We start from the raw sequence: 21867 nt of genomic DNA on the forward strand, positions 1-21867 counted from the left end.
CCCACCGCGCAGGGCGCGAAAGCAACGCTGTCGCTAGGGAGTTCACCGAAGATACCGGCCGACCTGCAGGCACAGGTGCGCAGTGTCTCGGCGATCGGGGAGCAGTATGTCGAGTTACGGCCGCGTACCGACGCAGCGCCCTATCTGCGCAACGGATCGGTGATCTCCGTGCATGACACCACGATTCCGCAACGGGTCGGACCTATGTTCGATCAGCTCAGCGCCCTGCTCGGCAGCATTCCCAAAGATTCGCTGGCGCACCTGCTTGAGGAGTCCTCCCAGGGGCTGGGCGGCGCCGGCTATGACCTGGGTTCACTGATCGATTCCTCCGCCCGCGTCGCCGGTGATCTCAACCCCGCGGCCGAACAGACCCGCCAACTCGTCGAAGACACTGGGCCGCTGCTGGATTCACAAGTCCAGACATCTGATGCGATCCGGTTATGGGCTCGGAGCCTTGCCGGGGTCAGCACGCAACTGACCACAAATGACCCTCAGATCCGCACGCTGCTGCAGCAAGGTCCCGGCGCCGCCCACGAAGTCACTCGACTCTTCGATCAGATCAAGCCCACACTGCCGGTGCTACTGGCCAACCTCACCTCGGTCGGTCAGGTCGGTGTGACCTACCACGCCGCACTGGAGCAGGTGCTGGTCATGCTGCCACCGCTGACCGCCATGTTCATCGGTGCGGGGCCGCACAACAACTACGTCGGCATGGGCATCGGCGATTTCCGGCTCACCCAGAATGATCCGCCGCCGTGCACCGCCGGGTTCCTGCCGCCCAACCAGTGGCGGTCACCGGCCGAGACGTCCACGGTCGACACCCCCGACGGCATGTATTGCAAACTGCCCCAAGACGCTCCCATCGCCGTTCGCGGTGCCCGCAACTATCCGTGTATGGATCACCCCGGAAAACGGGCACCGACCGTCGAACTCTGCGACAGCGACAGGCCGTACGAGCCGATCGCTGTACGGCAGCACGCGCTGGGCCCATATCCTTTCGACCCCAACCTGATCGCCCAAGGCGTACCGCCCGACTGGCGGGTGGACCAAAACGAGCACCTTTACGGGCCGACCGAAGGCACACCACCACCGCCAGGTCCCAGTCCCGAGCCCGCGCCGCCACCGGGTGCCGCTCAACCTGACCTGTTGCCACCTCCCGACGGAGCATCGCCACCGGCGCCCGCGCCGCCGCCGGTGTCGCCACCACCGCCGGACACCCCTGCCGGTCAGCCGCAAGCATCAAGCACCCTTAGCCCCAGCGGGTTTGACGGAAATCCTGCCGTGGCGTTCGCCCGCTATGACCCGGGCAGCGGCAAGTACATGGCCCCCGACGGCCAGGTCTACGAGCAGCGCGACCTCGTCACCGGGGGCCGAGCGCAGACATGGAAAAAACTCATCCTGCCCGCGGGATGACGATGACTACCACACATCACTAGCTAAGGAGAGTGCGATGTTTCTAGCGCGTACTGCGGCCGGGCTGACAGCTGTGGCCACCGCGGCGGCGCTGAGCATCGCCACGGCGGCGGTCAGTTCCGCCATGTCATGCGACCGGCCGATCAACGGCACCTACACCGCCACCTCCGACGGCCAATGGGCGAAAACCCGCGAGGTGTACCACGACGAAGCCACGGTCGTGGCCGTGTGGACCGTGTCGTCGGCGTGCGACGACGTCATGCACTGCGCCGGCAAAGTCACCAGCAACCAGGGCTGGACATCGGATCTTCGCTGCCAATCAGGTCACTGGTACACCGTGCATCGGGTCGAGAACTGGCAGCCCTGCCCGGATGGCAGCATCACACCCGGCGACCAGTCCTTCCGGTTCTGGCGAGTGGCCGACGACCCCGAAAGCTTTGACGGCTATGACCGCACCATCGGCCCCAGCGGTGGATGCGGCAAGAACCTCTGGCTGACCATCGAAATGCCCTTCACCCTCACCAAGACCGGTTGAGGACCATGCACAACTGTTGTCTCGCGCGGACTGCCACCTCGGCGATCACCGATACCGGCGATGCCATCGCCAGCTCCAGACGACATGTCTCGCGCCGGTCCGACAGATCACCCGCGCATCCGGATCGGCTGGCGCTCAAGCGATCCGCACCCAGTACCCATCCTCAGGAGGCCGACATTGCCCACGCGTGAACAGCACACCTTCTGCAGGATCTGTGAACCCATGTGCGGGCTCATCGCCAGCGTCGAAGACGGCGTGCTGGTCAAGGTGCGCCGCGACGACGAGCACGTGCACTCGCACGGTTTCATGTGCGCCAAATCCCAGGCCATGATCGAGGTCACATACGACCAGGACCGCGTTCTCCAGCCCCTCAAGCGTGTCGGTCCAGCAGGACAATTCATCGCCGTCAGCTGGGACGAGGCGATGCGCGACATCGCCACCCGCCTACGCCAGATCCGTGATGACCACGGCCCCGAATCACTGGCCACCTTCTTGGGAAATCCACCGACATTCAGCTACGCAACCATGCTGATGCTCACCGGCTTTCAAGTAGCGCTCGGCGTCAAGTGGCGCTACAGCATCAACTCCGAAGATGCGGCATCACGCACCGTGGCCAACCATCTTCTGTACGGGTCCACGCTCAAGCAGCATTTGCCGGATCTGTGGCGGACGCATTTCGCGTTGATTGTGGGCGCGAACCCCTTCGTCTCACGAGGGTCACTGGTCAGCGAGCCGCTGTTCAGGGAGGCCCTCGACCAGATCGTTGAGCGTGGCGGCCGGGTGGTGGTCGTCGACCCCCGCCGCACCCAAACCGCGCGCCGCTACGAACACGTGCCCGTCCGCGCGGGCACCGACACCTGGCTGCTGTTGGCGATGCTGAACGTGCTTGTCGCCGAGGATCTCGTCGACCATTCGGCCATCGCCGAGCTCACCACCGGCTATCCAGGTCTGGCACAGGAGGTGCGCGGGTTTACCCCCGAACGTTGCGCATCAGAGTGCGGGGTCGACGCCGCGACGATCCGTGACCTTGCCCGCGGCCTTGCCGCGGCGCCATCTGGGCTTGTGTACGGGCGCCACGGCGCCTGCACACAACAGTTCGGCACCCTCAACAACCTGCTGTTGGATCTGCTGGTCGTCCTCACCGGAAACTACGGGCGCGCAGGGGGATTGCTGGCACCGTGGGGCATCATCAACATCCATAAGTTCGCCGAGGCCGGCGGCATGGGCACCTACGGTAAAGTCCGCAGCCGCACCACCGGCCAGCCGGACGTCATCGGCGTCCTGCCCTCGACATCGCTGGTCACCGACATCACCGAACCCGGCCCCGGGCAGGTGCGCGCGCTCGTCGGCGTGGGCTGCAACCCGGTGCAGACCAGCGGCGGCGGCGGCCCCGACATGGAGGCCGCCCTGGAAAAACTTGACCTCCATGTCTCGTTGGATCTCTACGTCAACGAAACGAACAAACACGCCGACTACATCCTGCCCGTCGCCGGCTTCTTCGAGCGCGAAGACATCCCGATGACGGGGCTGGGTCTGATGCTTCGGCCAGCCTTCTGGGCAACCGACGCCGTCATCGAACCCCGCGGAGACACCCGACCGGAGTGGCTGATTCTCGACGAGATCGTGCGCCGCCAAGGCCGCGGCGGAGCTTACCCGTTCGCACCGCTGCGCTGGCTTGCTCGCGCGGGAATCCGCGTACAACCGCGGCACCTCATCGACATCCTGATCCGAACAAGCTACTGCGGGGACTGGTTCGGTCTGCGCCGAAACGGCATCTCGTTCCACAAGCTCGTCACCCGAGAACCCAGCGGGCGACTGGTGCGCAACGACTTGCCCGTCCCCCCGCCGCGCACCAACCTGCGCACCAAAGACAAGCGGATCCAGCTCGACCTTCCCGAGTTGTGTAGCGAGATCGCACGGCTTGAAGCGTGGCAATACGATCCTGCCTACCCAATGCGCATGATCGGCATGCGCGAGGTGCGGTCGCACAACAGCTGGATGCACAACGTCGAACGACTGATGCCTGATTCACGCCACCACGTCGCGTTGATCCATCCCACTGACGCGACGACCGCCGGACTGGTCGACGGGGGTCACGCTCTGCTCAGCTCGCGCGCAGGATCGATCGATGTCGAGGTGTCGTTCACCAACGACATGACCCCCGGCAACATCGCCGTGCCCTATGCATGGGGACATTCCGGGGGATGGCAGCGAGCCAACCGGGCCGGCGGCCCGTGGTCAAACCTTCTCGCGTCAGGCGACAACGATCAACTCGAAAGCCTGGCAGGCATGACCGTGCTCAGTGGCATCCCGATCCGTGTCGACCCGATAACAGCTCCGTCCTAGTCGTCGGACAGATTCACACCTCGCACCAGGTCGGTCGCGGGGTTACTCCACCGGAGTCCCCGTTTGCCCTACGAAAGCACCGCTGAGCCAATCGAAATCGGTTACCTGATGGATTTCCTGTTGCCCGAGGACTACGCGAAAGAGCTCCGCGACGACCTGACCCAACCGTTCGACCTGGTCTTCAAAAGGGACTAGCTGAGGGTCTGATCGACCGTCCCATCGAAGTGATCTACCGCGAGGTTGAGGGCCTCCCCAAAGGGTCGGTCAAAGCCGTGATCGACGCCTAAGGTGATCTCTGCGACGAAGGTTGTCTGGCCATCTTCGGCCCACACATCACTGAAAACACGGTCGCCGCCCGCGAGGCGATAGAACAGCGGTTCAAGGTACCCGCACTCAGCGTCACAGGTTCAGATGAATCGCTTGGCGAATGGTTCTTCGCCTTCCCGCCTATGGATCTTCCAGCGAACGCGCACCCCACCCGTGGCACGAGACATAGTGCGCCCTGCTTCAGCCCTGACGTGGATCGACTGTGTTAACGTTTGGCGATACTTCAGATTATGAAGGGAATTTTGGGGCGTCAACGGAGGTCTTGGGATGAAGCGAGTACGGGTGACCAAGGCTCCCGCCGGGCCAGAGACGGCGGATTACGTCGTCGTGGGGTCGGGTAGTGCAGGGGCGATCGTTGCGCGGCGGCTGGCCGACACCGGCGCCGCGGTCACCCTGATCGAGTCGGGACGCAGGCGGCGTGGCCCACTGGTCACGGTCCCCGGTATGTGTGGGGCCATTCACGCGGTCGCGGCCCTGCAGCGGTTGGTCACCTGGCCCGCGTATAGCGTCCCGCAACGACATATGAAGGGGCGCAAGCTTCCCCAGTCTCACGGCCGGGTACTCGGCGGCGGCAGTGTGATCAACGGGATGGCGTTTGTACGCGGAAATCGGCAGAACTACGACGACTGGGCGGCCGATGGGGCGAAGGGTTGGGGGTTCTCCGAGGTGCTGCCGTCCTTCCGCCGCCTGGAGAGTTTTGAGGACGGGCCCAGCGATCTGCGCGGGGGAGATGGGCCGATTGCAGTGGAACGGGCCACGGGCCTGGCGAGTGTCACCGAAAGCTACATGGTTGCGCTAGCAGCAACCGCCGGAGTCGGGATGAATGATGACTACAACGGTGCACAGCAGGCCGGGGTGGCGCCGATACAGCAGAGCACCGGCGCCGGTCGGAGAGTGGGCACCGATCGTGGGTACCTGTCGGACGCACCGCCGAATCTGCGGGTGCTCACCGGTGCCACCGCGACCCGGGTGCTGGTGGAGGACGGCCGCGCTGCGGGTGTGGAGCTGGTTGCGGGCCGCGACCGGCGACCGATAAGTCCTGCGCGCGCGAGCCGCGAGGTGATCATCAGCGCCGGATCGCTTGGTACGCCGCGACTTCTGATGCTTTCCGGCATCGGCCATGCTGCCCATTTGCGTGAGCATGGGATCGAGGTGATCGCCGACCTGCCGGTCGGCGACAATCTGCATGATCATTTGTTTGTGCCGATGTCCTACCAGGCACTCGGCGGAAGGAGTGCGTCACCGCTGAGTTTCGCTGGGGCAGCGGTCCGTGAATGCGTGCGTCCACGCTCGACGTATATGGCGCACACTCTGTTCGAGGCCGTGGGATTTGTCGATAGCGGAGTGCGGACGGGCACCGACGTTCCGGATTTGCAGATGTTTATTCTTCCGATGGGCTATCCCGAGAATCAGGACGAGCCTGGCCTTCACCTGCCCCCTGATTCGTCACTGTCGTTGACGCTCATGCCGACGATGATCGATCCCGAGAGCCGGGGAACCGTGCGCCTGGCCTCGACAGATCCGTTTACCGCTCCCCTGATCGATCCCAATTATCTGGCCGAACCCCGGGATCTGGCGACCCTGGTGGCCGGTATGGAGCTCGTCAGGGAGACGTTGGCACACCCGGCGGTCGCGCGGAAGGTCGGTCGCGAGGTGCTGCCGGGTTCTGATCAGAACGACGCCGATCTCGCGGAATTCGTACGGCGAAACGCGTCGGGGGTTTATCACCCGGTCGGAACGTGCCGGATGGGAATCGACGAACGCGCGGTCGTCGATCCAGCGCTGCGGGTTCGGGGCGTGGCGGGACTGCGCGTGGCCGATGCATCGATCATGCCGAGCATTGTCGGCGGCAATACGAATGCCGCGTCGATGATGATCGGCGAGCGGGCCGCCGAACTGATCATCGGTGCTTGATGCCCGTCAGTTGTGCTGCTGGTCTGCCAGATAGACGTCGAGCAGCTGTCGAAGGCTTGCGCCCACGGCCCAGTCGTCGGTGAGTGGGGCGATGATGCGGCTTCGGCGGCCTCTCGCAGCGACACACCGCAACTCATCCGTACGCAAAGGATCTGAGGAGTCAGCGCGAGATCCGTCTGCGTATAGGGCGCTGCCTGGGGACGCGATCAGCGAGCGTCGCCGGCCTTGCGCAGCGGATTAGGAACCGGCGACTGCGGAATGCCGCTGAGCTTGCGGAGCGTGGCGATACAGGCATAAAGCTCTTTGAGATCCACGCCGGCCACCTTGGCGTGGAAGAACTCATGTAGTCGGCGCAATGACTCTTGTTGCACGCCAGCACCTCGCGGCGTCACCTCGATTCGGGTGACCCGCCGGTCGGCAGTCGACGATGTCCGTCGCAGCAGATCCGCGGCGACGAGCTTGTCGATGTCCGATGTGATCGTACTCGGCAATACGTTGAGAAATTCGCTCAGCGAGCTGGGACGGTCGAGCCCGGCATGGACCAAAAAGATGATGCCCAGGGCGCGTTCAGAGATCGAATACTCGTCGGCCACAGGCATGGTGAGGGCCGAAAGCATGCGTTGGACGTCCATGACGGCACCGAGGAAGTCGACGATGTCGCCGTCGTCGACAGCCCCAATAGCGTCGGTCACGACGCCACACCATACCCCGCCTCGCCTTTGCCATCGGCCCCAGACGAATAGTTCATTATCTGAATGATGTGCGGTACTATTCAACGGGGGTGAGGGTCGCCTCACGCGTCACCAAAGGTCGCGCGGAACAGTGCGGAGTGCCATGAAGCCATCGACTCGTGTCCACGAACCTGCGGTCACCGACCGCAGCGTGCACTCACGCACGACTCTGCCGTGGAAGGCCCTCGTCTGTTGGGTGATTGTCGCTGCGCTGGCGGTCTTCGTTCTAGTGACCGCAGAAAAGCACGGACCGGCGTCGCCCGAAAACAGGAATCCAGATGGCGTGGGCAAGCCCTCTCCGGTGGAGTGGCTGTTGTACCCCTTCGACTGGATTTTCTGGGGACAAATAATCGGTGCTCTGCTGGCCGCCGGAATCATTGTCGCGTCGGTCCTGGCGTGGAGGCGGCGTCCCGGGCATCCGGTCGTACTTATGGTCCTGGCCTCCAGCACACTGTTGTGGTGGGACCCGATCAACAATTGGGCGATCGGGTTGGTTTACAACCCGAATCTTTGGCACTTTCCCCGGGATTGGCCGTGGTTCAACATCTCTCCGGTCATCGAGCCGCTGACCTCGTTCGTCTACGCGCCCTATGTTTTGCTTCCCTACTTCCTGGCGATGCCGATCTTGCGGGCCCTTCAGCGCCGCAGCGACCCGAAGGGTTTCGTGTGGCGCCACCCGCTGATCTCGATAGGTTTGCTGACGTTTGTCATCGGCGTCATCTGGGATGCCGCGCAAGAGATTCTGCTGACTCGTGCACAGTTCCTCACCTACAGCCATGTCATCGAGTTCGGCTCGATAGATGTGGGCAAGAACAGTCAGTTCCCGCTGTTGATGGCCAGCGTGCTCATCACAATTATCATGATCCCGGCGTCGGTTCTGCTCTATCGCGACGACACCGGAAAATCCCAGGCAGACAAGGTCGCTCAGCGACTGCGCCTACATGCTCGGCGCCCGAAGTTGGCCACCTTTCTGGTGATGACGCTCATCCTGAATATCGCGATGATCAGTTTCAGCTCGGCCTTCTGGCTGGTACGTGCGACCGGCGCGGCGTCCACAGTGGCCTGCCCGTGGCCGTACCCGCAGGCGAAGACCTGGGATCCGCGCGGCTATTACGAAGCCCAGGGAGCCCCCGGACCTTTCACCGCCGGTGAGGCCAGTTCGTGGCAGATCGGGCAACCCGACGGCCGTCCGACCCACATTGTCGTGGAGTCCGACCGCTGCAATCCCCGGTGACCTCGGCGGGCGCCGGGCCAGACCACGACGGCCCGTCGCACCTGCAAGGAATGCTCGCATCTGCTGCGCCGGTCGCCCCGCTGAAGTGATCTTCGACGGCCCACTGACGCGCGCGGTTCGCGACGGCGCGATCTGCTACCTGGACGAGGTGGCCGAGGCCCGGCAGGACACCACCGTGGTGCTACATCCCTCGCCCGCCGATTCGCTCCGCCAGGAGTCCTACGCAGGCTAAATCGTGTTGTCGCAGTGACGAAACTGGACGTCCAATGCGGGAGCAATTGCTCCACAGCGGCCTCGTCGTTCAGGGTCCTAAAGACGCTCGTTAGGAAATGCAGCACAACGTGAGACAAACTCTGGTGCAGCCGTTGTGAGACAGATTATGAAAGGCGAGGTCGAGTCCTTCGCTAGATGCAGTCGCTCGTGGGAACCTACACGTCGGGTCGATTTCCTCCAGCAGTAGCTTTGACTTGAGGCGTCCGACACCGTGCTCGCCATTCGAGACTTGTACCCTGATGCGATGACCACGCTTGAATCGGTACGCCGTAGGACGTAATTGCACTGTGGCGCTGCTAATCTCATCGCGTCGGCAAGGCTCACCAGGTCGTCACACACATTGACAGAACGTCCACTCTGGGCGAAATCGCAGAGCCGAGCGAACACATCGGCGTATGGCCGCCGCGATGAGCGCGACCAGCGGTGGCTGTGTTCAAGAGATTGCCGACAGTCGACAATCTCTTGAACACTGCCGCCGATGCGTGACTCCGCACCGGACGTACCGCGCTGATCACCCGGACCAGCCGGCGTTTCCGTCCGCCCATGAGGGCTGGCCGCAAGATTGCGGTCGCCGCGCATACGATGCTCCCGTGACCGCAGCACAGGGCCGGCCCAGGCGTGGACGTCGCCTCAGTCCACGGGGGGCCTCGACACGCAACCATGTTCTCGATGTGGCATTGCGGCTGTTGGCAACACGCGGAACACCCGCTGATTGATCGAGTCGGCGACCCAGCGGCCGCCCTGTTCGTCGAGACAGATTCCATCGGGTGCGCAGAACGGGAATTGTTCTGTGGCTGGCAGTATCTCGGGAAAGCGCTCGGAGAGCAGCCCGTCGCGCATGGAGAACCGGGAGAGTTGCGAGGCGCCAGATTCAGCGACGACGAGCAGTGTTTCGGCGCTGTCGACGGCGATACCGTTCGGCACCATCAGATTGTCAGCCGCGATGCCGGCCGTTCCGTCGGGGTCCACCCGGATAACCGTCGTCGGCCGCGGAACAGGCTGTGCGGCGTCGAGATCGAATCCCAGCTGGGTCACGAACGCGGTGCCGTCTGACGTCACCACCATGTCGTTGATCTGATACGGAGCGAGCGTGGTGAGGTCGGCATGAATGGCGCTGCGTCCATCCGGTATGCGGTGGATGACGCGCCCAATCATGTCGGCAACCAGTAGATCCCCGTTGGGCAACCATCCCAGGCCGGCTGGCTCCTGACCGGCTGAGAACCGATGCACCTCCGTGGCGTGACCGTCATCGACGCGGTACACGGTGCGACCGCGTATGTCGGAGAACCAAAGGTGTCCGTCGTGCCATCGCGGGCATTCCGGCATGTGCAGGGCGTCGGCGACGACCTCGGTCGGCGGGTCGGTGGCCGTCATTTCCGCGGCAGCTCGAGGCAATGACGATTATCAGCGAGAACCTGGCTGCCCTGGTGCCGTTGGGGCATCGGCTGGTCAATCGGCGACGGATCGCGGTGGATCAGCTGGACGGCGAGCCGATCGTGTCGATGCCTGTTGGCACCGGAATCCGTGCCGCCTTGGACATCGGCTGCGCAGCGGCGGGATTCACCCCCCGACATCACGATCGAGGCTAGCGCCGCAGATACCGTGGCAGACCTCGCCGAGCGCGGGCTCGGCATCGGAGTGCTGAGTGCGTCAATGACGGCTGCCTACCGGGACCGCCTGTCCGCCGTGCCACTGACCGGGACACCGCTACCGGCATTGTTAGCAGTGGTGTGGTCACCGTCCCTCAGTCCCGCGCTGCGCGTTTTCATCCCGTGTTTGCGTGAGGCGTTCGGCCGCTGACCGTCGGCTCATAACCGCTGATTATCGGCATGCCCATGCCGACTGACCAGACCGCGAGAACAGTCCACGGCGGGTGAGCGTCGTTCATCTGTGGTTGCAGCAAGGTGGCGATGTCTTGGCAGGCGGCCAGCGGAAGATGCGCCATGGCCAAAGAATGCGACAGAGCTGTCGAGGTAACGAAGGCGCCCAGCGCGAAGGGAATGATGAGCAGCAGGTACTCGGGTTTGATGCCTCGGTTGTTGAGCGCCGGCGGTGACTCCCGCGCCGACGACATGCGGCGAGCTGACGCGGTTTTGCAGCCCGGCGCTCTAGCAGCTAGTGCCTAGGCTCCTGGCCTCGAGCTAATTCGAGTTGCCGGAATATGGCTCCACCACAACACTTTCCGGCAGGCCGGCGACATCTACCGGATCTACTTCGAACGCGAGACAGCAGCGCTGCGCAAGCTGAGCCATCCGAATATCGCTTCACTGATCGAGTGTCACTGGGCGAGAACCATGTCGGATCGTACCGATGCGGTGATCGTGGAGCCTTGTCGTGCACGACAAGGCTCGGGTCAGTGGCTTCGTCGCAACTCGTCGATGAACGCCCTGGTGTCGTCCCACGTCGGCAGCAGGCCGGCAGCCTGCACTTCCGCAAGGGAGGGCGCCTCGCGGTCGCGATCGGACAGCACCGGCTCGTCGACCTCCGGCCAGACGATGCCGATCGCCGGGTCCAGCGCATTGATCGTGTGTTCACGGCCGGGGGCATAGCCCGCCGAACACAGGTACATGACCGTCGAATCATCTTGTAGCGCAAGGAAAGCGTGACCCAGTCCTTCGGAGATGTAGATCGATCGGCGGTCACGGTCGTCAAGCACCACCGCATCCCACTTCCCGAATGTCGGTGAGCCGACCCGGATGTCGACCACCACGTCGAACACCGAGCCGTGCAGGCATGTCACGTACTTGGCCTGGCTCGGCGGCAGCTGCGCGAAATGCAGGCCACGCAACACACCCGCGGACGACACCGAGCAGTTGGCCTGCTGCAAATCGAGCCGATGCCCGGCAAATGAACGGAACGAAGAATCGGTGAACCACTCGTAGAACGCCCCCCGTGAATCGGCATGCAGCTGCGGGGTTATCTCCCACGCGCCGGGCACCGCAAGCTCACGCACCTTCACTGGCCACGCTCCTCGTAGGTGGCTTCCACTGCTTCTTTCAAAGGGCCCCACCATGATTCGTTGGCGCGATACCACTCGATCGTCTCGCTCAGGCCTTCCTCGAAGTCGGTATGCTTCGGCCCCCAGCCCAACTCGTCGTACAGCGCCGACGGGTCGATCGCATACCGCAGATCGTGGCCGACGCGGTCAGTGACGTGCTCGAACTCGTCGGGCTCGCGCCCCATCAGCCGCAGGATCGTCCGCATCACCGACAGGTTATCCCGTTCGCCTTCTGCGCCAATAAGATACGTGCGCCCGATCTGGCCATCAGCCAGGATCCGCCACACCGCGCTGTTGTGGTCCTCGACATGGATCCAGTCGCGCACATTGGCGCCGCTGCCGTACAGCTTGGGCCGCCGGCCGGTAAGCAAATTGGTGATCTGGCGCGGAATGAACTTCTCCACATGCTGATAGGGCCCGTAGTTGTTGGAACAGTTCGAAATCGTCGCCCGCACGCCATAGGAGCGAACCCACGCCCGCACCAGCATGTCAGAGGCGGCCTTGGTCGACGAGTACGGGCTCGACGGGTTGTACGGCGTCGACTCGGTGAACCGCTGAGCAGAGTCCAACTCGAGATCGCCGTACACCTCGTCTGTCGACACGTGATGCAGCCGGACGCCGTGCCTGCGCACCGCCTCCAACACCGTGAACGTTCCGACGACGTTCGCGCGCAGGAACGGCTCGGGATCGGCAAGAGCGTTGTCGACGTGGGTCTCCGCGGCGAAATGCACGACCGCGTCGGCCTCGGCGACGAGCGTTGACACCAACTCGGCGTCGGTGATGTCTCCCTGCACCAGGCGGATGTCGCCCTCGACAGGGGCCAGCGATTCACGGCTGCCCGCATAGGTCAGCGCATCGAGCACCGTCACCGAGTGCTCGGCCACTGCCGCGTGCACGAAGTTGGCGCCGATGAAACCCGCGCCGCCGGTGACCAACAACCGCATGGTGAACGACCCTAGTCGAGCCGAACGGTCAAGCCTTCAGACCGAGTGGTCCGGCGAGTTCGGTGAGCGTCGGCAGCAGCTTGTCCCAGCCGCCAAGCACCTGGATCGTCACGTGATCGGCGCCGGCATCGAGGTGTTCCGTGAGCCGCTTGGCAATGTCGTCGGCCGTGCCGTGCGCAACGACCGCGTCGATCAGCTTGTCGCTGCCCGGCTTGGCGATGTCGTCGTCGGTGAAACCGAGCCGCTTCCAGTTGTTCAAGTAGTTGCTGAGGTTGAGGTAGAAGTCGACCGTCTTGCGGCCGATCGCGCGTGCCTCATCCACGTCTGTGCTCAACACCACCTTGTGCTCAGGCGCCAGAAACACGGTGTTGCCGATGGTGTTTCGGGCTTGACCGGTGTGCTCCGGCGTCGTCAGGTAGGGATGGGCGCCCGCACTGCGCTGCGCCGACAGCTTCAGCACCTTCGGTCCCAGAGCCGCGATCACCCGCCGGCTGGTCGGCACCTTCGCTGCGTCGAGCACATCGAGGTACTCGACAAGGACGTCGTAGGGCTTGCGGTACTCCTCGGTGTGCTCGGGATGGCCGATGCCGACGCCGAGCAGGAAGCGGCCCGGGTACGCGTCCTCGATCCGGTGGTAGGCCTCGGCGACCTGTTCGGCGGGCGCCGTCCAGACGTTGACGATCCCGGTGGCCACCTGAAGCGTTTCCGTGCGCTCCAGGATCGGCTCGACGTAGTTCAGGTCGCCGGCAGGTGATCCGCCGATCCACAGGGCGCCGTAGCCGAGCTTCTCGATCTCGACGGCCTGCTCGGGCTTCGGTGTGCCGAACGTCCAGACGCCGAAGCGGCCGAGGTCGGGCTTGAGCTCAGTCATGCGTGTCTCCTTCTTGCTCGAAAGGTTCAGTGGAGGCCGAGAGGCCCGGCCAGTTCGGCAAGCGCAGGCACAAGCTTGTCAGGTGACGTCAGCACCTGCACCGGCACGTGGTCCGCTCCGGCAGCGACGTGCTGCTTCAGCCGCGCCGCGATCGCATCTGCCGTGCCGTACGCGACCACGGCGTCGATAAAGCGGTCGCTGCCCGGCTTGGCAAGATCTTCGTCAGTGAACCCCAGCCGCCTGAAGTTGCTCAGGTAATTCGTCAGCCCGAGATAAACGTCGAGCGCCTTGCGCCCAACGGCGCGCGCCTGTTCGGCGTCGGTGACATGCTCTTCGCGCGAGCGCTCATCGGTGGTCAGCACCACCTTGTGCTCGGGCGCGATGAACGCATCGGGACCGATCAGCTCGCGCGCTTGTGCGGTGTGCTCCGGTGTCGTCAGGTAAGGGTGCGCGCCGGCGCTGCGTCGCGCGGAGAGCTTGAGCACCTGTGGACCGAGCGCCGCGATCACCCGGCGGTCCTGCGGCACGCCGTACTCGTCGAGCTTGTCGAGGTAGTCGGTGAGCGCGTCGTAGGGCTTCTTGTACTCGGTGTGCGCCTCAGGATGGCCGACGCCGATACCGAGCAGGAAGCGACCCGGGTAGGCCTTGTCGATGCGGTGAAAAGACTCGGCGACGGGGGCGGCTTCGGCAGTCCAGATGTTGACGATGCCGGTCGCCAGCTGCAGCGCGTCCGTCGCGCCGAGGATGGGATCCACCCAATCCAGTTCGGCAGGCGGCGATCCGCCCGCCCAGATCGCCCCGTAACCGAGGTCTTCGATCGCCCGCAGTTGGTCCGGACTCAGTTGCTGAAACTGCGAGTAATGACCGAAGGCGCCGAAGGTGCCGAGATTGGGTTTCGTCATGGTTGCCTCAACCCTGCGCGCGGCGCGCGGTATTCCTGCCTACTCCGCCGCAGCGGGGAGTTCCGTCGGCGTCGGCGCCTCAGGTGCAGGCGCCACAAGCGGCAGCAAGACGGCGAACTTTGTGTGCCCGGGTTCGGATTGCACCCGCAGATCCCCGTGGTGCTTTTCCACGACGATGCGCCGGGCCAGATCCAGACCAAGGCCGGTGCCCTCGCCGAATGGCTTGGTGGTGAAGAACGGATTGAAGATGTTGCCGATGATCTCGTCGGGGATGCCTGGTCCGTCGTCGCAGATCTCGACGCGAATCATCTCTTCGTTCTCGCGCATCGTGCGCAACGTCAGCGTGCCATGGCCGTCCATCGCCTGGATCGCGTTGTCGATGATGTTGGTCCAGACCTGGTTGAGATCGCCTGGGTAGCACAGTAATTCGGGCAGCGACTTGTCCAGGTCCTTGACCAGTTTCACCGAACGGTCTTTGCCGAGCTTGTCGCCGAACATCATCACCGTGCTGTGCAGCAATTCATGGACATCGGCGCTCTGATACGGCGCACGGTCCATCTGCGAGTACTGCTTGGCTCCGGCCAGCAGCGCCGAGATCCGCTTGCTCGCCTCGGCGATCTGATTCATCAGCAATTCGGTGTCGATCGTGTACTTCAACCAGCCGATGGCGCCTTGCAGCGACGCCGACGCGTCGACCTCGTCAACCGATGCCGACACCCGTTCGAGCCAGTCGGTGTCCAGGCCGGCGTCGACGAACGTCGGTGCGTAGTCCCACGCGCCGGTGATGCCGTGGTCTTCGAGCCATTCGCCGATGCTGTCCTCGCGGTCGGAGGTCTCCAGCGCCGTGAGCTCCTGGGCCTTGGACTTGGCGACCTGCTCGGCGACCTCGTCCTGGATCCGTACGAGCACGCGCAGCGCTTCCGGCGTGAACTTGCCGTCGGCCAGCATCGAGAGCTTGAGCCGCATCTTGCCGACCCGGTCACGCAGGTCGGAGACGGCGCGGGCGGTGGCGGCAGCCGGGTTGTTCAGCTGGTGGGTGAGCCCCGCCGAGAGCTGTCCGAGGGCAAGCAGCTTCTCGCGCTGGCCGATGATCTGGCGTGCGCGCTGGCTGCCGACGGTATGTCCCTCGAGCAGGTGCACGGCCATCGGGAACTCAGCCTGCATGAAGCGGGCGAACGCGACCGCGTCCAGCACGAAGAACCGTGACGGCTTGGTCACTCGCACCGAAGCCGAGTAGACGCTTTCTGCGCCGGGAATGTAGGCCGACCATGCGCCGCAGTACACGCCCTGCTGGGAGGTGCGGCCGGTTTCGATGTCCACGCCTCCCGACCGTTGGGACATCACCAGCTCGCCGTCGATGAGGACGTAGAAGCAGGTGGCCGGCTCACCCTCGACGACAACCGGGCCAGGCTCAAAGGTCTGGATGTGCCCGTTCTCGCACAGCACCGCTAGCTGCTCGTCGGTCAGCGCCTCGAACAGGAACAACGTCCGCAGCTCGTCAGGCAGGCATCTATCTTGTGGTTCACCCATCACTAGCTTCTCTCTACGACTCCGCGAGGTAGCGGTGTACCAACATCACTGCCATCGACCCTTCGCCGACGGCGGCTGCCACTCGTTTGGCGGATTCGGCACGCACGTCTCCTGCAACAAACACACCCGGCACACTTGTTTCCAAATGGTGCGGCGGACGATCCAGCGTCCAGCCGCACACGTCACGCAGGTCTGGCCCGGACAGGATGAAGCCGTGGTCATCACGGGCGACCACGCCGTCGAGCCAGTCGGTGCGCGGTTCGGCGCCGATGAAGATGAACATGCGACCGCAGCCGTATTCCTCGCGCTCGCCGGTCAGCCGCTTCTCCAGGCAGATGCGCTCAAGGCGGCTGTTGCCCTTGACGGCGTGCACGACGGTGTTCGGCATCTCCTTGATCTTGTCGTTGGTCCTGATCTGCTGGATCAGGTAGTACGACATCGAGTCCTCGAGTGTGCGGCGGCTGACGATGGTCACCGATTTGGCCGTTCGGGACAGGTACATCGCGGCCTGCCCGGCTGAATTCGCCCCGCCGATGACGTACACCTCGTCATCGTCACATTCCGCGGCTACCGACGCGGTCGCGCCGTAATAGACGCCTGCCCCGGTCAGCCCGGCACAGCCTTCGGCGGGCAGTTGGCGATACTCCACGCCCATTGCGAGGATCACCGCCCGCGCCCCGATCGCCCGGCCGTCAGACAGATGCACCGTCCTCGCAGCCCCGTCGATCTCGATCGCAGTGACCTCCGCGGCGGTGATCAGCTCCGCCTCGAACTTCTCGGCCTGCCGACGGGCGCGTTCGGCGAGCTGGGAGCCTGACAGCCCGTCGGGGAAGCCGAGGTAGTTCTCGATGCGCGAACTCTGCCCGGCCTGCCCGCCGGTGGCGGTGCGTTCGATGAGCACCGTCTTGAGCCCCTCGGATGCGCCGTACACCGCCGCGGCCAGCCCGGCCGGGCCGCCGCCGATGACCACCAGTTCGTAGAAGTCTTCGGCAGGCGTGGTGGTGAGCCCGAGCGTGGCGGCCAGCTCGGCGTCGGTGGGGTCGACGAGCGTCTCGCCCTGCTCGGTGATCACCACCGGCAACGTCATCTCGTCGCGGCCGGCCGCCTCGAGGAGCTGCTTGCCCTTCGGCTCGTCGGCCCGAAACCACGTGTAGTACAGCCTGTTTCGGGCGAGGAACTCACGCACCTCCGAGGACCGGGCGTTCCACGGATGTCCGATGATCTTGGTGTGCGGGATCACCCTGTCGCCCGCCGACCGCCACGCGTCCAGCAGCGCGTCGATCACCGGGTACAGCTTCTCCTCCGGTGGGTCCCACGGCTTGAGCAAGTAGTGGTCCAGGTCCACCACGTTGATCGCGTCGATGGCGGCGTGCGTGTCGGCGTAGGCCGTCAGCAGCACCCGCCGCGCGAGCGGGTACAGGTCCATCGCCTCTTCGAGGAACTCGATGCCGCTCATTTGCGGCATCCGGTAATCGGCGACGAACACCGCGACGGTGTCGCCGCGCAGCTTGAGTTCGGCAAGTGTTTCCAGGGCATCGGGTCCGGACTCGGCGCGGACGATGCGGTAGTTCTCGCCGTAGTGGCGGCGAAGGTCGCGTGCGACAGCGCGGGACACCGCGGGGTCGTCGTCGACGGTCAGTATTACGGGTTTTCGGGCCTGCGAGACGGGGGCGCTCATCGGTTACAAGTATGCGCTCGTTGTCCAGCAGTTATGTGGGTCAGGGCGTCGGATCGTCGGCCGACGAATCCGACCGTCGCTTGCGCAGGTACGGCATCACGAATCGGTAGAGAACGCCCAGCGCTAACACGACGGTGACGAGGGCCGTCATCGCCAGACCGAAGTCGCTGAGCCCGAGCCAGGTGGCGATCAACCCGGCCACACCGACAGCCATGAGGCCCGTGCCCTGTGCCAAGAAGCGGAACGGTGGGCCCTCTCGGTCCGCCTTACCGAGGAAATGGGACAGCGCCAGGGTTGACAGCACCATCAGCAGACCGACGACGACTATCCCAAGGAAAACAACCGTCACGGCGTCGCCGGTTGGGAATTCGGGGCGGCAGGCTCGATCGGCGGCTGGCCGTTCGTGCCTGCGGGGTTGAGCATGGCGGGCAGGTCGATGCCCGACGTCTTGAGGGCTTCGATGATCTTGGCGACCGCCATCGGGCTGATTCCGAGCAGGCCACCCATCGCGTCCTGGGTGTCGCTTGATCCGCCGATGATCGACAGCCGCTCGATCTCCGACAGCGGCATCGCGGCGGCCTCCGTCGCCTTGACCACCGAGGCCAGCACATCGGGCAGGGTCTGCAGCCGCGCGGCCTCGGGGCTGTAGGTGTTGAGCGCTGCGGCGATCTCCTTCTTACCGGCGGCCTCGGCGACGAGTTTGGCCTTGATGCCTTCGGCCTCGGCCTGCCGTTCGACGCGCAGGGCATCCGCGGCGGCCTTGCGGGCGTCGGCCTCGGCCTGACCGGCCTGGCGGGCCGCTTCGGCTTGGGCTTGCGCGGCGAGAATGGCAGCCTGGCGCTGGCCCTCGGCCCGTGCGATGTCGGCTTGGCGTTGCGCCTCGGCGGGAGCGATGACGTCGGCCTGCAGTGCGGCCTGGGCCTGCTCGCTGCGCCGCTGTTCGACCTCGATGCGGGCCTGCACGCGAGCGGCTTCGGCTTGCTCGGTGGCGATGCCGACGTCCTTTTGAGCTCGCGCGTTGGCCAGCGGGCCGGCCTGGTCGGCCTGCGCGTTCTCGGCCTCGGTCTGGGCGCGAAGGCGGGCCAGCTCGACGTCGCGCTTCTGGTTGGCGGTGGCGATCGCGGTGTCGGCTTCGGCCTGGGCGATCGAACCCTCCTGGCGCGCCTTGGCGGACTGGACCTGAGCGTCGCGTTCGGCCTCTGCCGTGCCGACCGCGGCGTCGCGCCTGACCTCGGCGATGCGCCGCTGACCCAGCGATTCCAGGTAGCCGTTGCGGTCGGAGATGCCGGCGATTTTGAGGACGTCGACCTCCATGCCGATGCGGGCGAGGTCGCTGCCGGCTTCCTCGACCACGCTGCGGGCGAGCGTGTCCCGGTTGGAGTTGAGGTCCTCAACGGTCATCGTCGCGGTGATGCCGCGCAGGCTGCCGGCCAGGATCTCGTTGATCTGGCGCTGAAGCTCGTTGAGGTCGGAGGTCAGGAAGCGTTGCACCGCGGTCTGCACCGCTTCGTCTGCGGACCCGATGCGAACCAGTCCGACGGCTTCGACGTTGACAGGAACGCCGTTGTTGGACAACGCATTCTGAAGGTTGATGCTGACGTTGAACGGTTCGAGCGACATGATGTCGACCCGCTCGATGCCCGGCACCCGGAAGCGGGCGCCGCCGCGGACCACCTTCGGCTGACCCCGGCCGGTGAAGACAGCCACCTCGTTGGGCGGCACCTTGATGTAGTTCTTCACGTAGACGATCGGAAGTACGACGAGCAGCAATACCGCCGCGATCGCGGCGATCACGATGATGAGCAGGGTGGACATGGTTGCCTTTCTCGACGGTGGTCAGTGCTCGGGGACGGCGACGACGTGGACGAATTCGGCGTCCACGTCGGCGATGTAGATCGGGGTGGATTTGGGCAGCGGCGCAGGCTCGCTGCTTTTGGCGCGTGATCGCACCCGGTTGCCGTCGGCGTCGACGAACGAGACCTCTCCCCAGCCGCCGACCGGCACATCGAGGGTCACAGTCCCGAGTTGGCCGATGTAGGAAAGTCGGCCGCGGTGCGAGTTGGCCTCCTGCCGGCGCAGGTAAGGCACGAGCAGCCCGTTGAGGACAAAGACGAGTACGACTGCACTACCAAGGGCGACCAGCCCGGCGCCGACTCCTCGCAATCCGGCCCACATGCCGACCAAGCCGCCGGTTCCGGCGCCGAGCAAGGCGGCCGACACCCCGGTCAGACTCAGGAAAGGCATGCCGTCGCCATGTCCGACGTCGGCGAGCACGAGTGCGGAGACGACGGCGATGCCGCCGACGACAAACGCCGCCAGGTATAAAGCTGTCAACGGGCGTCCTCCGGGCGGCGCTACGGTGGGTGTTGGAGACTATTTTCGTAGCTGGCGCACGTGTCCCGTGCAGCATTTTCGACGATTTTGGGGCGCGCCGCCGAGCAGGTAGTATTGACCAACGGTGCGGCATCCGCGCCGGCTCTTGCGTGCCCTGTGTCCTGGAATTGTTGGAATTCTTAGCTACTGGCTCACGTTATGTGGTCGGAGTGTTTACTGCGCCGACAGGCGCCAACGATTCGTCAGGACACGGAGGATCTCCGAAAAATAATGGCCAAGAAAGACGGTGCCATCGAGGTGGAGGGTCGCGTGGTCGAGCCCCTGCCCAATGCGATGTTCCGCATTGAGCTGGAGAACGGACACAAGGTCCTTGCCCACATCAGCGGCAAGATGCGGCAGCACTACATCCGCATCCTGCCCGAGGACCGCGTCGTGGTGGAGCTGTCTCCCTACGACCTGTCCCGGGGCCGCATCGTTTACCGGTACAAGTAAGCAACTACGAGAACAGGATCGAAGAAGCCGTGAAGGTGAACCCGAGCGTCAAGCCCATTTGCGATAAGTGCAGGGTGATCCGCCGGCATGGGCGGGTCATGGTGATCTGCTCCGATCCGCGCCACAAGCAACGCCAAGGCTGATCGCGACCAAGCCGGGCCGACACAACTTAATGACGAAACCCCAGCACCACTGAGCGGATACGCCGCTCAGCTACGTCCGGCACGGAGGCCGGACCCCATCAGATGAGGGAACGGGCTGGGACAAGACCTCCGCATAGAAGAAGGAACACTGCCTGATGGCACGGCTAGTGGGCGTCGATCTCCCGCGCGACAAGCGCATGGAGATTGCCCTGACTTACATCTACGGCATCGGCCGTACCCGCTCCCAGGAGATCCTGGAGGCGACCGGTATCGACCGGAACCTGCGCACCAAGGATCTGACCGACGATCAGGTGACGCAGCTGCGCGATTACATCGAGGGCAGCCTCAAGGTGGAGGGCGATCTGCGCCGTGAGGTGCAGGCCGACATCCGCCGCAAGATCGAGATCGGCTGCTACCAGGGCCTGCGGCACCGTCGCGGCCTGCCGGTGCGCGGCCAGCGGACCAAGACCAATGCGCGTACCCGCAAGGGCCCCAAGCGCACCATCGCCGGCAAGAAGAAGGCCAGGTAATCCCGGATGGCACAAGCAAAGAAGGGCGGCGCTGCTCCCAAGAAGGGCGCCAAGACCCGTCGCAGGGAAAAGAAGAACGTCCCGCACGGCGCCGCGCACATCAAGAGCACGTTCAACAACACGATCGTGTCGATCACCGACCCGCAGGGCAACGTCATTGCCTGGGCGTCGTCGGGCCATGTCGGCTTCAAGGGTTCGCGCAAGTCGACCCCGTTCGCCGCTCAGCTGGCCGCCGAGAATGCCGCCCGCAAGGCGCAGGAGCACGGCGTGAAGAAGGTCGACGTGTTCGTCAAGGGCCCGGGTTCGGGCCGCGAGACCGCGATCCGATCGCTGCAGGCTGCCGGCCTCGAGGTTGGCGCCATTTCCGATGTCACCCCGCAGCCGCACAACGGCTGCCGTCCGCCCAAGCGGCGCCGGGTCTAGAGGAGATTTAAGACATGGCTCGTTACACCGGACCTGCCACCCGCAAGTCGCGTCGTCTCGGCGTCGACCTCGACGGTGGAGATCCGGCATTTGAGACACGCCCCTACCCGCCCGGCCAGCACGGCCGCGCGCGCGTCAAGGAAAGCGAATACCGCCAGCAGCTGCAGGAGAAGCAGAAGGCTCGCTTCACCTACGGCGTGATGGAGAAGCAGTTCCGCAAGTACTACGAAGAGGCCGTGCGCCGTCCCG

At 64.6% G+C, this 21867-nt stretch carries 23 protein-coding genes and 3 pseudogenes; 14 read left to right on the plus strand and 12 right to left on the minus strand.

Annotated elements, in window-relative coordinates; all coding sequences use genetic code 11:
* The 5 genes and pseudogenes from VFH65_RS13360 to VFH65_RS13380 all read left to right on the plus strand — a co-directional run.
* Positions 1–1413: MlaD family protein (locus VFH65_RS13360; RefSeq protein ID WP_353322146.1), on the plus strand; the 1413-nt coding region annotated here is incomplete at its 5' end.
* Positions 1414–1450: 37 nt separating this feature from the next.
* Entirely contained in the window at positions 1451–1948 is a 498-nt protein-coding gene (locus tag VFH65_RS13365) for a hypothetical protein (RefSeq protein WP_353322148.1), read from the plus strand.
* 84 nt (positions 1949–2032) lie between these two features.
* Positions 2033–4294: a molybdopterin-containing oxidoreductase family protein gene (locus VFH65_RS13370; protein WP_353322180.1), complete on the plus strand. Its 2262-nt coding sequence runs from the start codon at positions 2033–2035 to the stop codon at positions 4292–4294.
* Between the two features lie 63 nt (positions 4295–4357).
* Positions 4358–4740, plus strand: a pseudogene (locus tag VFH65_RS13375) (amino acid ABC transporter substrate-binding protein); the annotation flags it as partial.
* Positions 4741–4888: 148 nt separating this feature from the next.
* A complete protein-coding gene (locus tag VFH65_RS13380; protein ID WP_353322149.1) occupies positions 4889–6535 on the plus strand; it encodes a GMC family oxidoreductase in 1647 nt (548 codons plus the stop codon).
* A gap of 206 nt (positions 6536–6741) precedes the next feature.
* On the opposite strand, the gene VFH65_RS13385 is transcribed toward VFH65_RS13380, so the two are convergent.
* The gene (locus VFH65_RS13385) at positions 6742–7227 is read right to left on the minus strand and encodes a MarR family winged helix-turn-helix transcriptional regulator (protein ID WP_353322151.1); all 486 of its coding nucleotides are present in this window, start codon (positions 7225–7227) and stop codon (positions 6742–6744) included.
* Between the two features lie 142 nt (positions 7228–7369).
* On the opposite strand from VFH65_RS13385, the gene VFH65_RS13390 reads away from it, so the two are divergent.
* Positions 7370–8500: a spirocyclase AveC family protein gene (locus tag VFH65_RS13390; RefSeq protein WP_353322153.1), complete on the plus strand. Its 1131-nt coding sequence runs from the start codon at positions 7370–7372 to the stop codon at positions 8498–8500.
* A gap of 94 nt (positions 8501–8594) precedes the next feature.
* Positions 8595–8714: pseudogene (locus VFH65_RS13395) on the plus strand (AAA family ATPase); the annotation flags it as partial.
* 689 nt (positions 8715–9403) lie between these two features.
* Here the strand turns inward: VFH65_RS13395 and VFH65_RS13400 are convergent.
* Entirely contained in the window at positions 9404–10147 is a 744-nt protein-coding gene (locus VFH65_RS13400) for an SMP-30/gluconolactonase/LRE family protein (protein WP_353322154.1), read from the minus strand.
* On the opposite strand from VFH65_RS13400, the gene VFH65_RS13405 reads away from it, so the two are divergent.
* Both VFH65_RS13405 and VFH65_RS13410 read left to right on the plus strand, forming a co-directional pair.
* Positions 10090–10362: a LysR substrate-binding domain-containing protein gene (locus tag VFH65_RS13405; RefSeq protein WP_353322181.1), complete on the plus strand. Its 273-nt coding sequence runs from the start codon at positions 10090–10092 to the stop codon at positions 10360–10362. The two genes, VFH65_RS13400 and VFH65_RS13405, sit on opposite strands and share 58 nt — an antisense overlap.
* Positions 10298–10573, plus strand: a complete 276-nt coding sequence (locus VFH65_RS13410; RefSeq protein WP_353322183.1) for a LysR substrate-binding domain-containing protein — start codon at positions 10298–10300, stop codon at positions 10571–10573. Before VFH65_RS13405 ends, VFH65_RS13410 begins: the two co-directional genes overlap by 65 nt.
* On the opposite strand, the gene VFH65_RS13415 is transcribed toward VFH65_RS13410, so the two are convergent.
* The 10 genes from VFH65_RS13415 to VFH65_RS13460 form a co-directional block, all read right to left on the minus strand.
* Positions 10539–10847, minus strand: a complete 309-nt coding sequence (locus VFH65_RS13415) for a hypothetical protein (protein WP_353322156.1) — start codon at positions 10845–10847, stop codon at positions 10539–10541. The two genes, VFH65_RS13410 and VFH65_RS13415, sit on opposite strands and share 35 nt — an antisense overlap.
* Before the next feature lie 279 nt (positions 10848–11126).
* Entirely contained in the window at positions 11127–11732 is a 606-nt protein-coding gene (rfbC, locus tag VFH65_RS13420; RefSeq protein ID WP_353322157.1) for a dTDP-4-dehydrorhamnose 3,5-epimerase, read from the minus strand.
* Positions 11729–12715 carry a dTDP-glucose 4,6-dehydratase gene (gene rfbB, locus VFH65_RS13425; RefSeq protein ID WP_353322159.1) on the minus strand — a complete coding sequence of 329 codons (987 nt, stop codon included), beginning with the start codon at positions 12713–12715 and terminating at the stop codon, positions 11729–11731. Before rfbB ends, rfbC begins: the two co-directional genes overlap by 4 nt.
* Positions 12716–12743: 28 nt before the next feature.
* Entirely contained in the window at positions 12744–13586 is an 843-nt protein-coding gene (locus tag VFH65_RS13430; RefSeq protein ID WP_353322161.1) for an LLM class F420-dependent oxidoreductase, read from the minus strand.
* Between the two features lie 26 nt (positions 13587–13612).
* Positions 13613–14488: an LLM class F420-dependent oxidoreductase gene (locus VFH65_RS13435; RefSeq protein WP_353322162.1), complete on the minus strand. Its 876-nt coding sequence runs from the start codon at positions 14486–14488 to the stop codon at positions 13613–13615.
* Positions 14489–14527: 39 nt separating this feature from the next.
* Positions 14528–16018: an ATP-binding protein gene (locus tag VFH65_RS13440; protein WP_353322164.1), complete on the minus strand. Its 1491-nt coding sequence runs from the start codon at positions 16016–16018 to the stop codon at positions 14528–14530.
* Positions 16019–16031: 13 nt separating this feature from the next.
* Positions 16032–17696 carry an FAD-dependent oxidoreductase gene (locus VFH65_RS13445; protein ID WP_353322166.1) on the minus strand — a complete coding sequence of 555 codons (1665 nt, stop codon included), beginning with the start codon at positions 17694–17696 and terminating at the stop codon, positions 16032–16034.
* A 40-nt stretch (positions 17697–17736) separates the two neighbouring features.
* Positions 17737–18045, minus strand: coding sequence for a hypothetical protein (locus tag VFH65_RS13450; RefSeq protein ID WP_353322167.1), 309 nt, complete (start codon positions 18043–18045; stop codon positions 17737–17739).
* On the minus strand, positions 18042–19511 hold the full coding sequence (locus VFH65_RS13455) for a flotillin family protein (protein WP_353322169.1): 1470 nt from the start codon (positions 19509–19511) through the stop codon (positions 18042–18044). The genes VFH65_RS13450 and VFH65_RS13455 overlap by 4 nt, the downstream gene beginning before the upstream one ends.
* A 21-nt stretch (positions 19512–19532) precedes the next feature.
* On the minus strand, positions 19533–20030 hold the full coding sequence (locus tag VFH65_RS13460; RefSeq protein ID WP_353322171.1) for a hypothetical protein: 498 nt from the start codon (positions 20028–20030) through the stop codon (positions 19533–19535).
* Positions 20031–20300: 270 nt separating this feature from the next.
* Between VFH65_RS13460 and infA the strand changes: the two genes are divergently transcribed.
* The 5 genes and pseudogenes from infA to VFH65_RS13485 all read left to right on the plus strand — a co-directional run.
* Positions 20301–20522 carry a translation initiation factor IF-1 gene (gene infA / locus VFH65_RS13465; protein ID WP_003418601.1) on the plus strand — a complete coding sequence of 74 codons (222 nt, stop codon included), beginning with the start codon at positions 20301–20303 and terminating at the stop codon, positions 20520–20522.
* A 29-nt stretch (positions 20523–20551) separates the two neighbouring features.
* Complete coding sequence (rpmJ, locus tag VFH65_RS13470; RefSeq protein WP_003879483.1) at positions 20552–20665, plus strand: 50S ribosomal protein L36; 114 nt, start codon at positions 20552–20554, stop codon at positions 20663–20665.
* A gap of 155 nt (positions 20666–20820) precedes the next feature.
* Complete coding sequence (gene rpsM / locus VFH65_RS13475) at positions 20821–21195, plus strand: 30S ribosomal protein S13 (protein WP_353322176.1); 375 nt, start codon at positions 20821–20823, stop codon at positions 21193–21195.
* A 6-nt stretch (positions 21196–21201) separates the two neighbouring features.
* On the plus strand, positions 21202–21618 hold the full coding sequence (gene rpsK / locus VFH65_RS13480) for a 30S ribosomal protein S11 (protein WP_353322178.1): 417 nt from the start codon (positions 21202–21204) through the stop codon (positions 21616–21618).
* 14 nt (positions 21619–21632) lie between these two features.
* Positions 21633–21867, plus strand: a pseudogene (locus tag VFH65_RS13485) (30S ribosomal protein S4); the annotation flags it as partial.

The sequence above is a fragment of the Mycobacterium sp. genome, from assembly GCF_035697385.1.
Taxonomy (GTDB): Bacteria; Actinomycetota; Actinomycetes; order Mycobacteriales; family Mycobacteriaceae; genus Mycobacterium.

Coding starts and splice junctions, on each gene's coding strand:
- VFH65_RS13365 (WP_353322148.1), top strand. CDS start 1,451: ATGTTTCTAGCGCGTACTGCGGCCGGGCTGACAGCTGTGGCCACCGCG.
- VFH65_RS13370 (WP_353322180.1), top strand. CDS start 2,033: ATGTCTCGCGCCGGTCCGACAGATCACCCGCGCATCCGGATCGGCTGG.
- VFH65_RS13380 (WP_353322149.1), top strand. CDS start 4,889: ATGAAGCGAGTACGGGTGACCAAGGCTCCCGCCGGGCCAGAGACGGCG.
- VFH65_RS13390 (WP_353322153.1), top strand. CDS start 7,370: ATGAAGCCATCGACTCGTGTCCACGAACCTGCGGTCACCGACCGCAGC.
- VFH65_RS13400 (WP_353322154.1), bottom strand. CDS start 10,147: ATGACGGCCACCGACCCGCCGACCGAGGTCGTCGCCGACGCCCTGCAC.
- VFH65_RS13415 (WP_353322156.1), bottom strand. CDS start 10,847: ATGTCGTCGGCGCGGGAGTCACCGCCGGCGCTCAACAACCGAGGCATC.
- rfbB (WP_353322159.1), bottom strand. CDS start 12,715: ATGCGGTTGTTGGTCACCGGCGGCGCGGGTTTCATCGGCGCCAACTTC.
- VFH65_RS13430 (WP_353322161.1), bottom strand. CDS start 13,586: ATGACTGAGCTCAAGCCCGACCTCGGCCGCTTCGGCGTCTGGACGTTC.
- VFH65_RS13435 (WP_353322162.1), bottom strand. CDS start 14,488: ATGACGAAACCCAATCTCGGCACCTTCGGCGCCTTCGGTCATTACTCG.
- VFH65_RS13440 (WP_353322164.1), bottom strand. CDS start 16,018: ATGGGTGAACCACAAGATAGATGCCTGCCTGACGAGCTGCGGACGTTG.
- VFH65_RS13445 (WP_353322166.1), bottom strand. CDS start 17,696: ATGAGCGCCCCCGTCTCGCAGGCCCGAAAACCCGTAATACTGACCGTC.
- VFH65_RS13455 (WP_353322169.1), bottom strand. CDS start 19,511: ATGTCCACCCTGCTCATCATCGTGATCGCCGCGATCGCGGCGGTATTG.
- infA (WP_003418601.1), top strand. CDS start 20,301: ATGGCCAAGAAAGACGGTGCCATCGAGGTGGAGGGTCGCGTGGTCGAG.
- rpsM (WP_353322176.1), top strand. CDS start 20,821: ATGGCACGGCTAGTGGGCGTCGATCTCCCGCGCGACAAGCGCATGGAG.
- rpsK (WP_353322178.1), top strand. CDS start 21,202: ATGGCACAAGCAAAGAAGGGCGGCGCTGCTCCCAAGAAGGGCGCCAAG.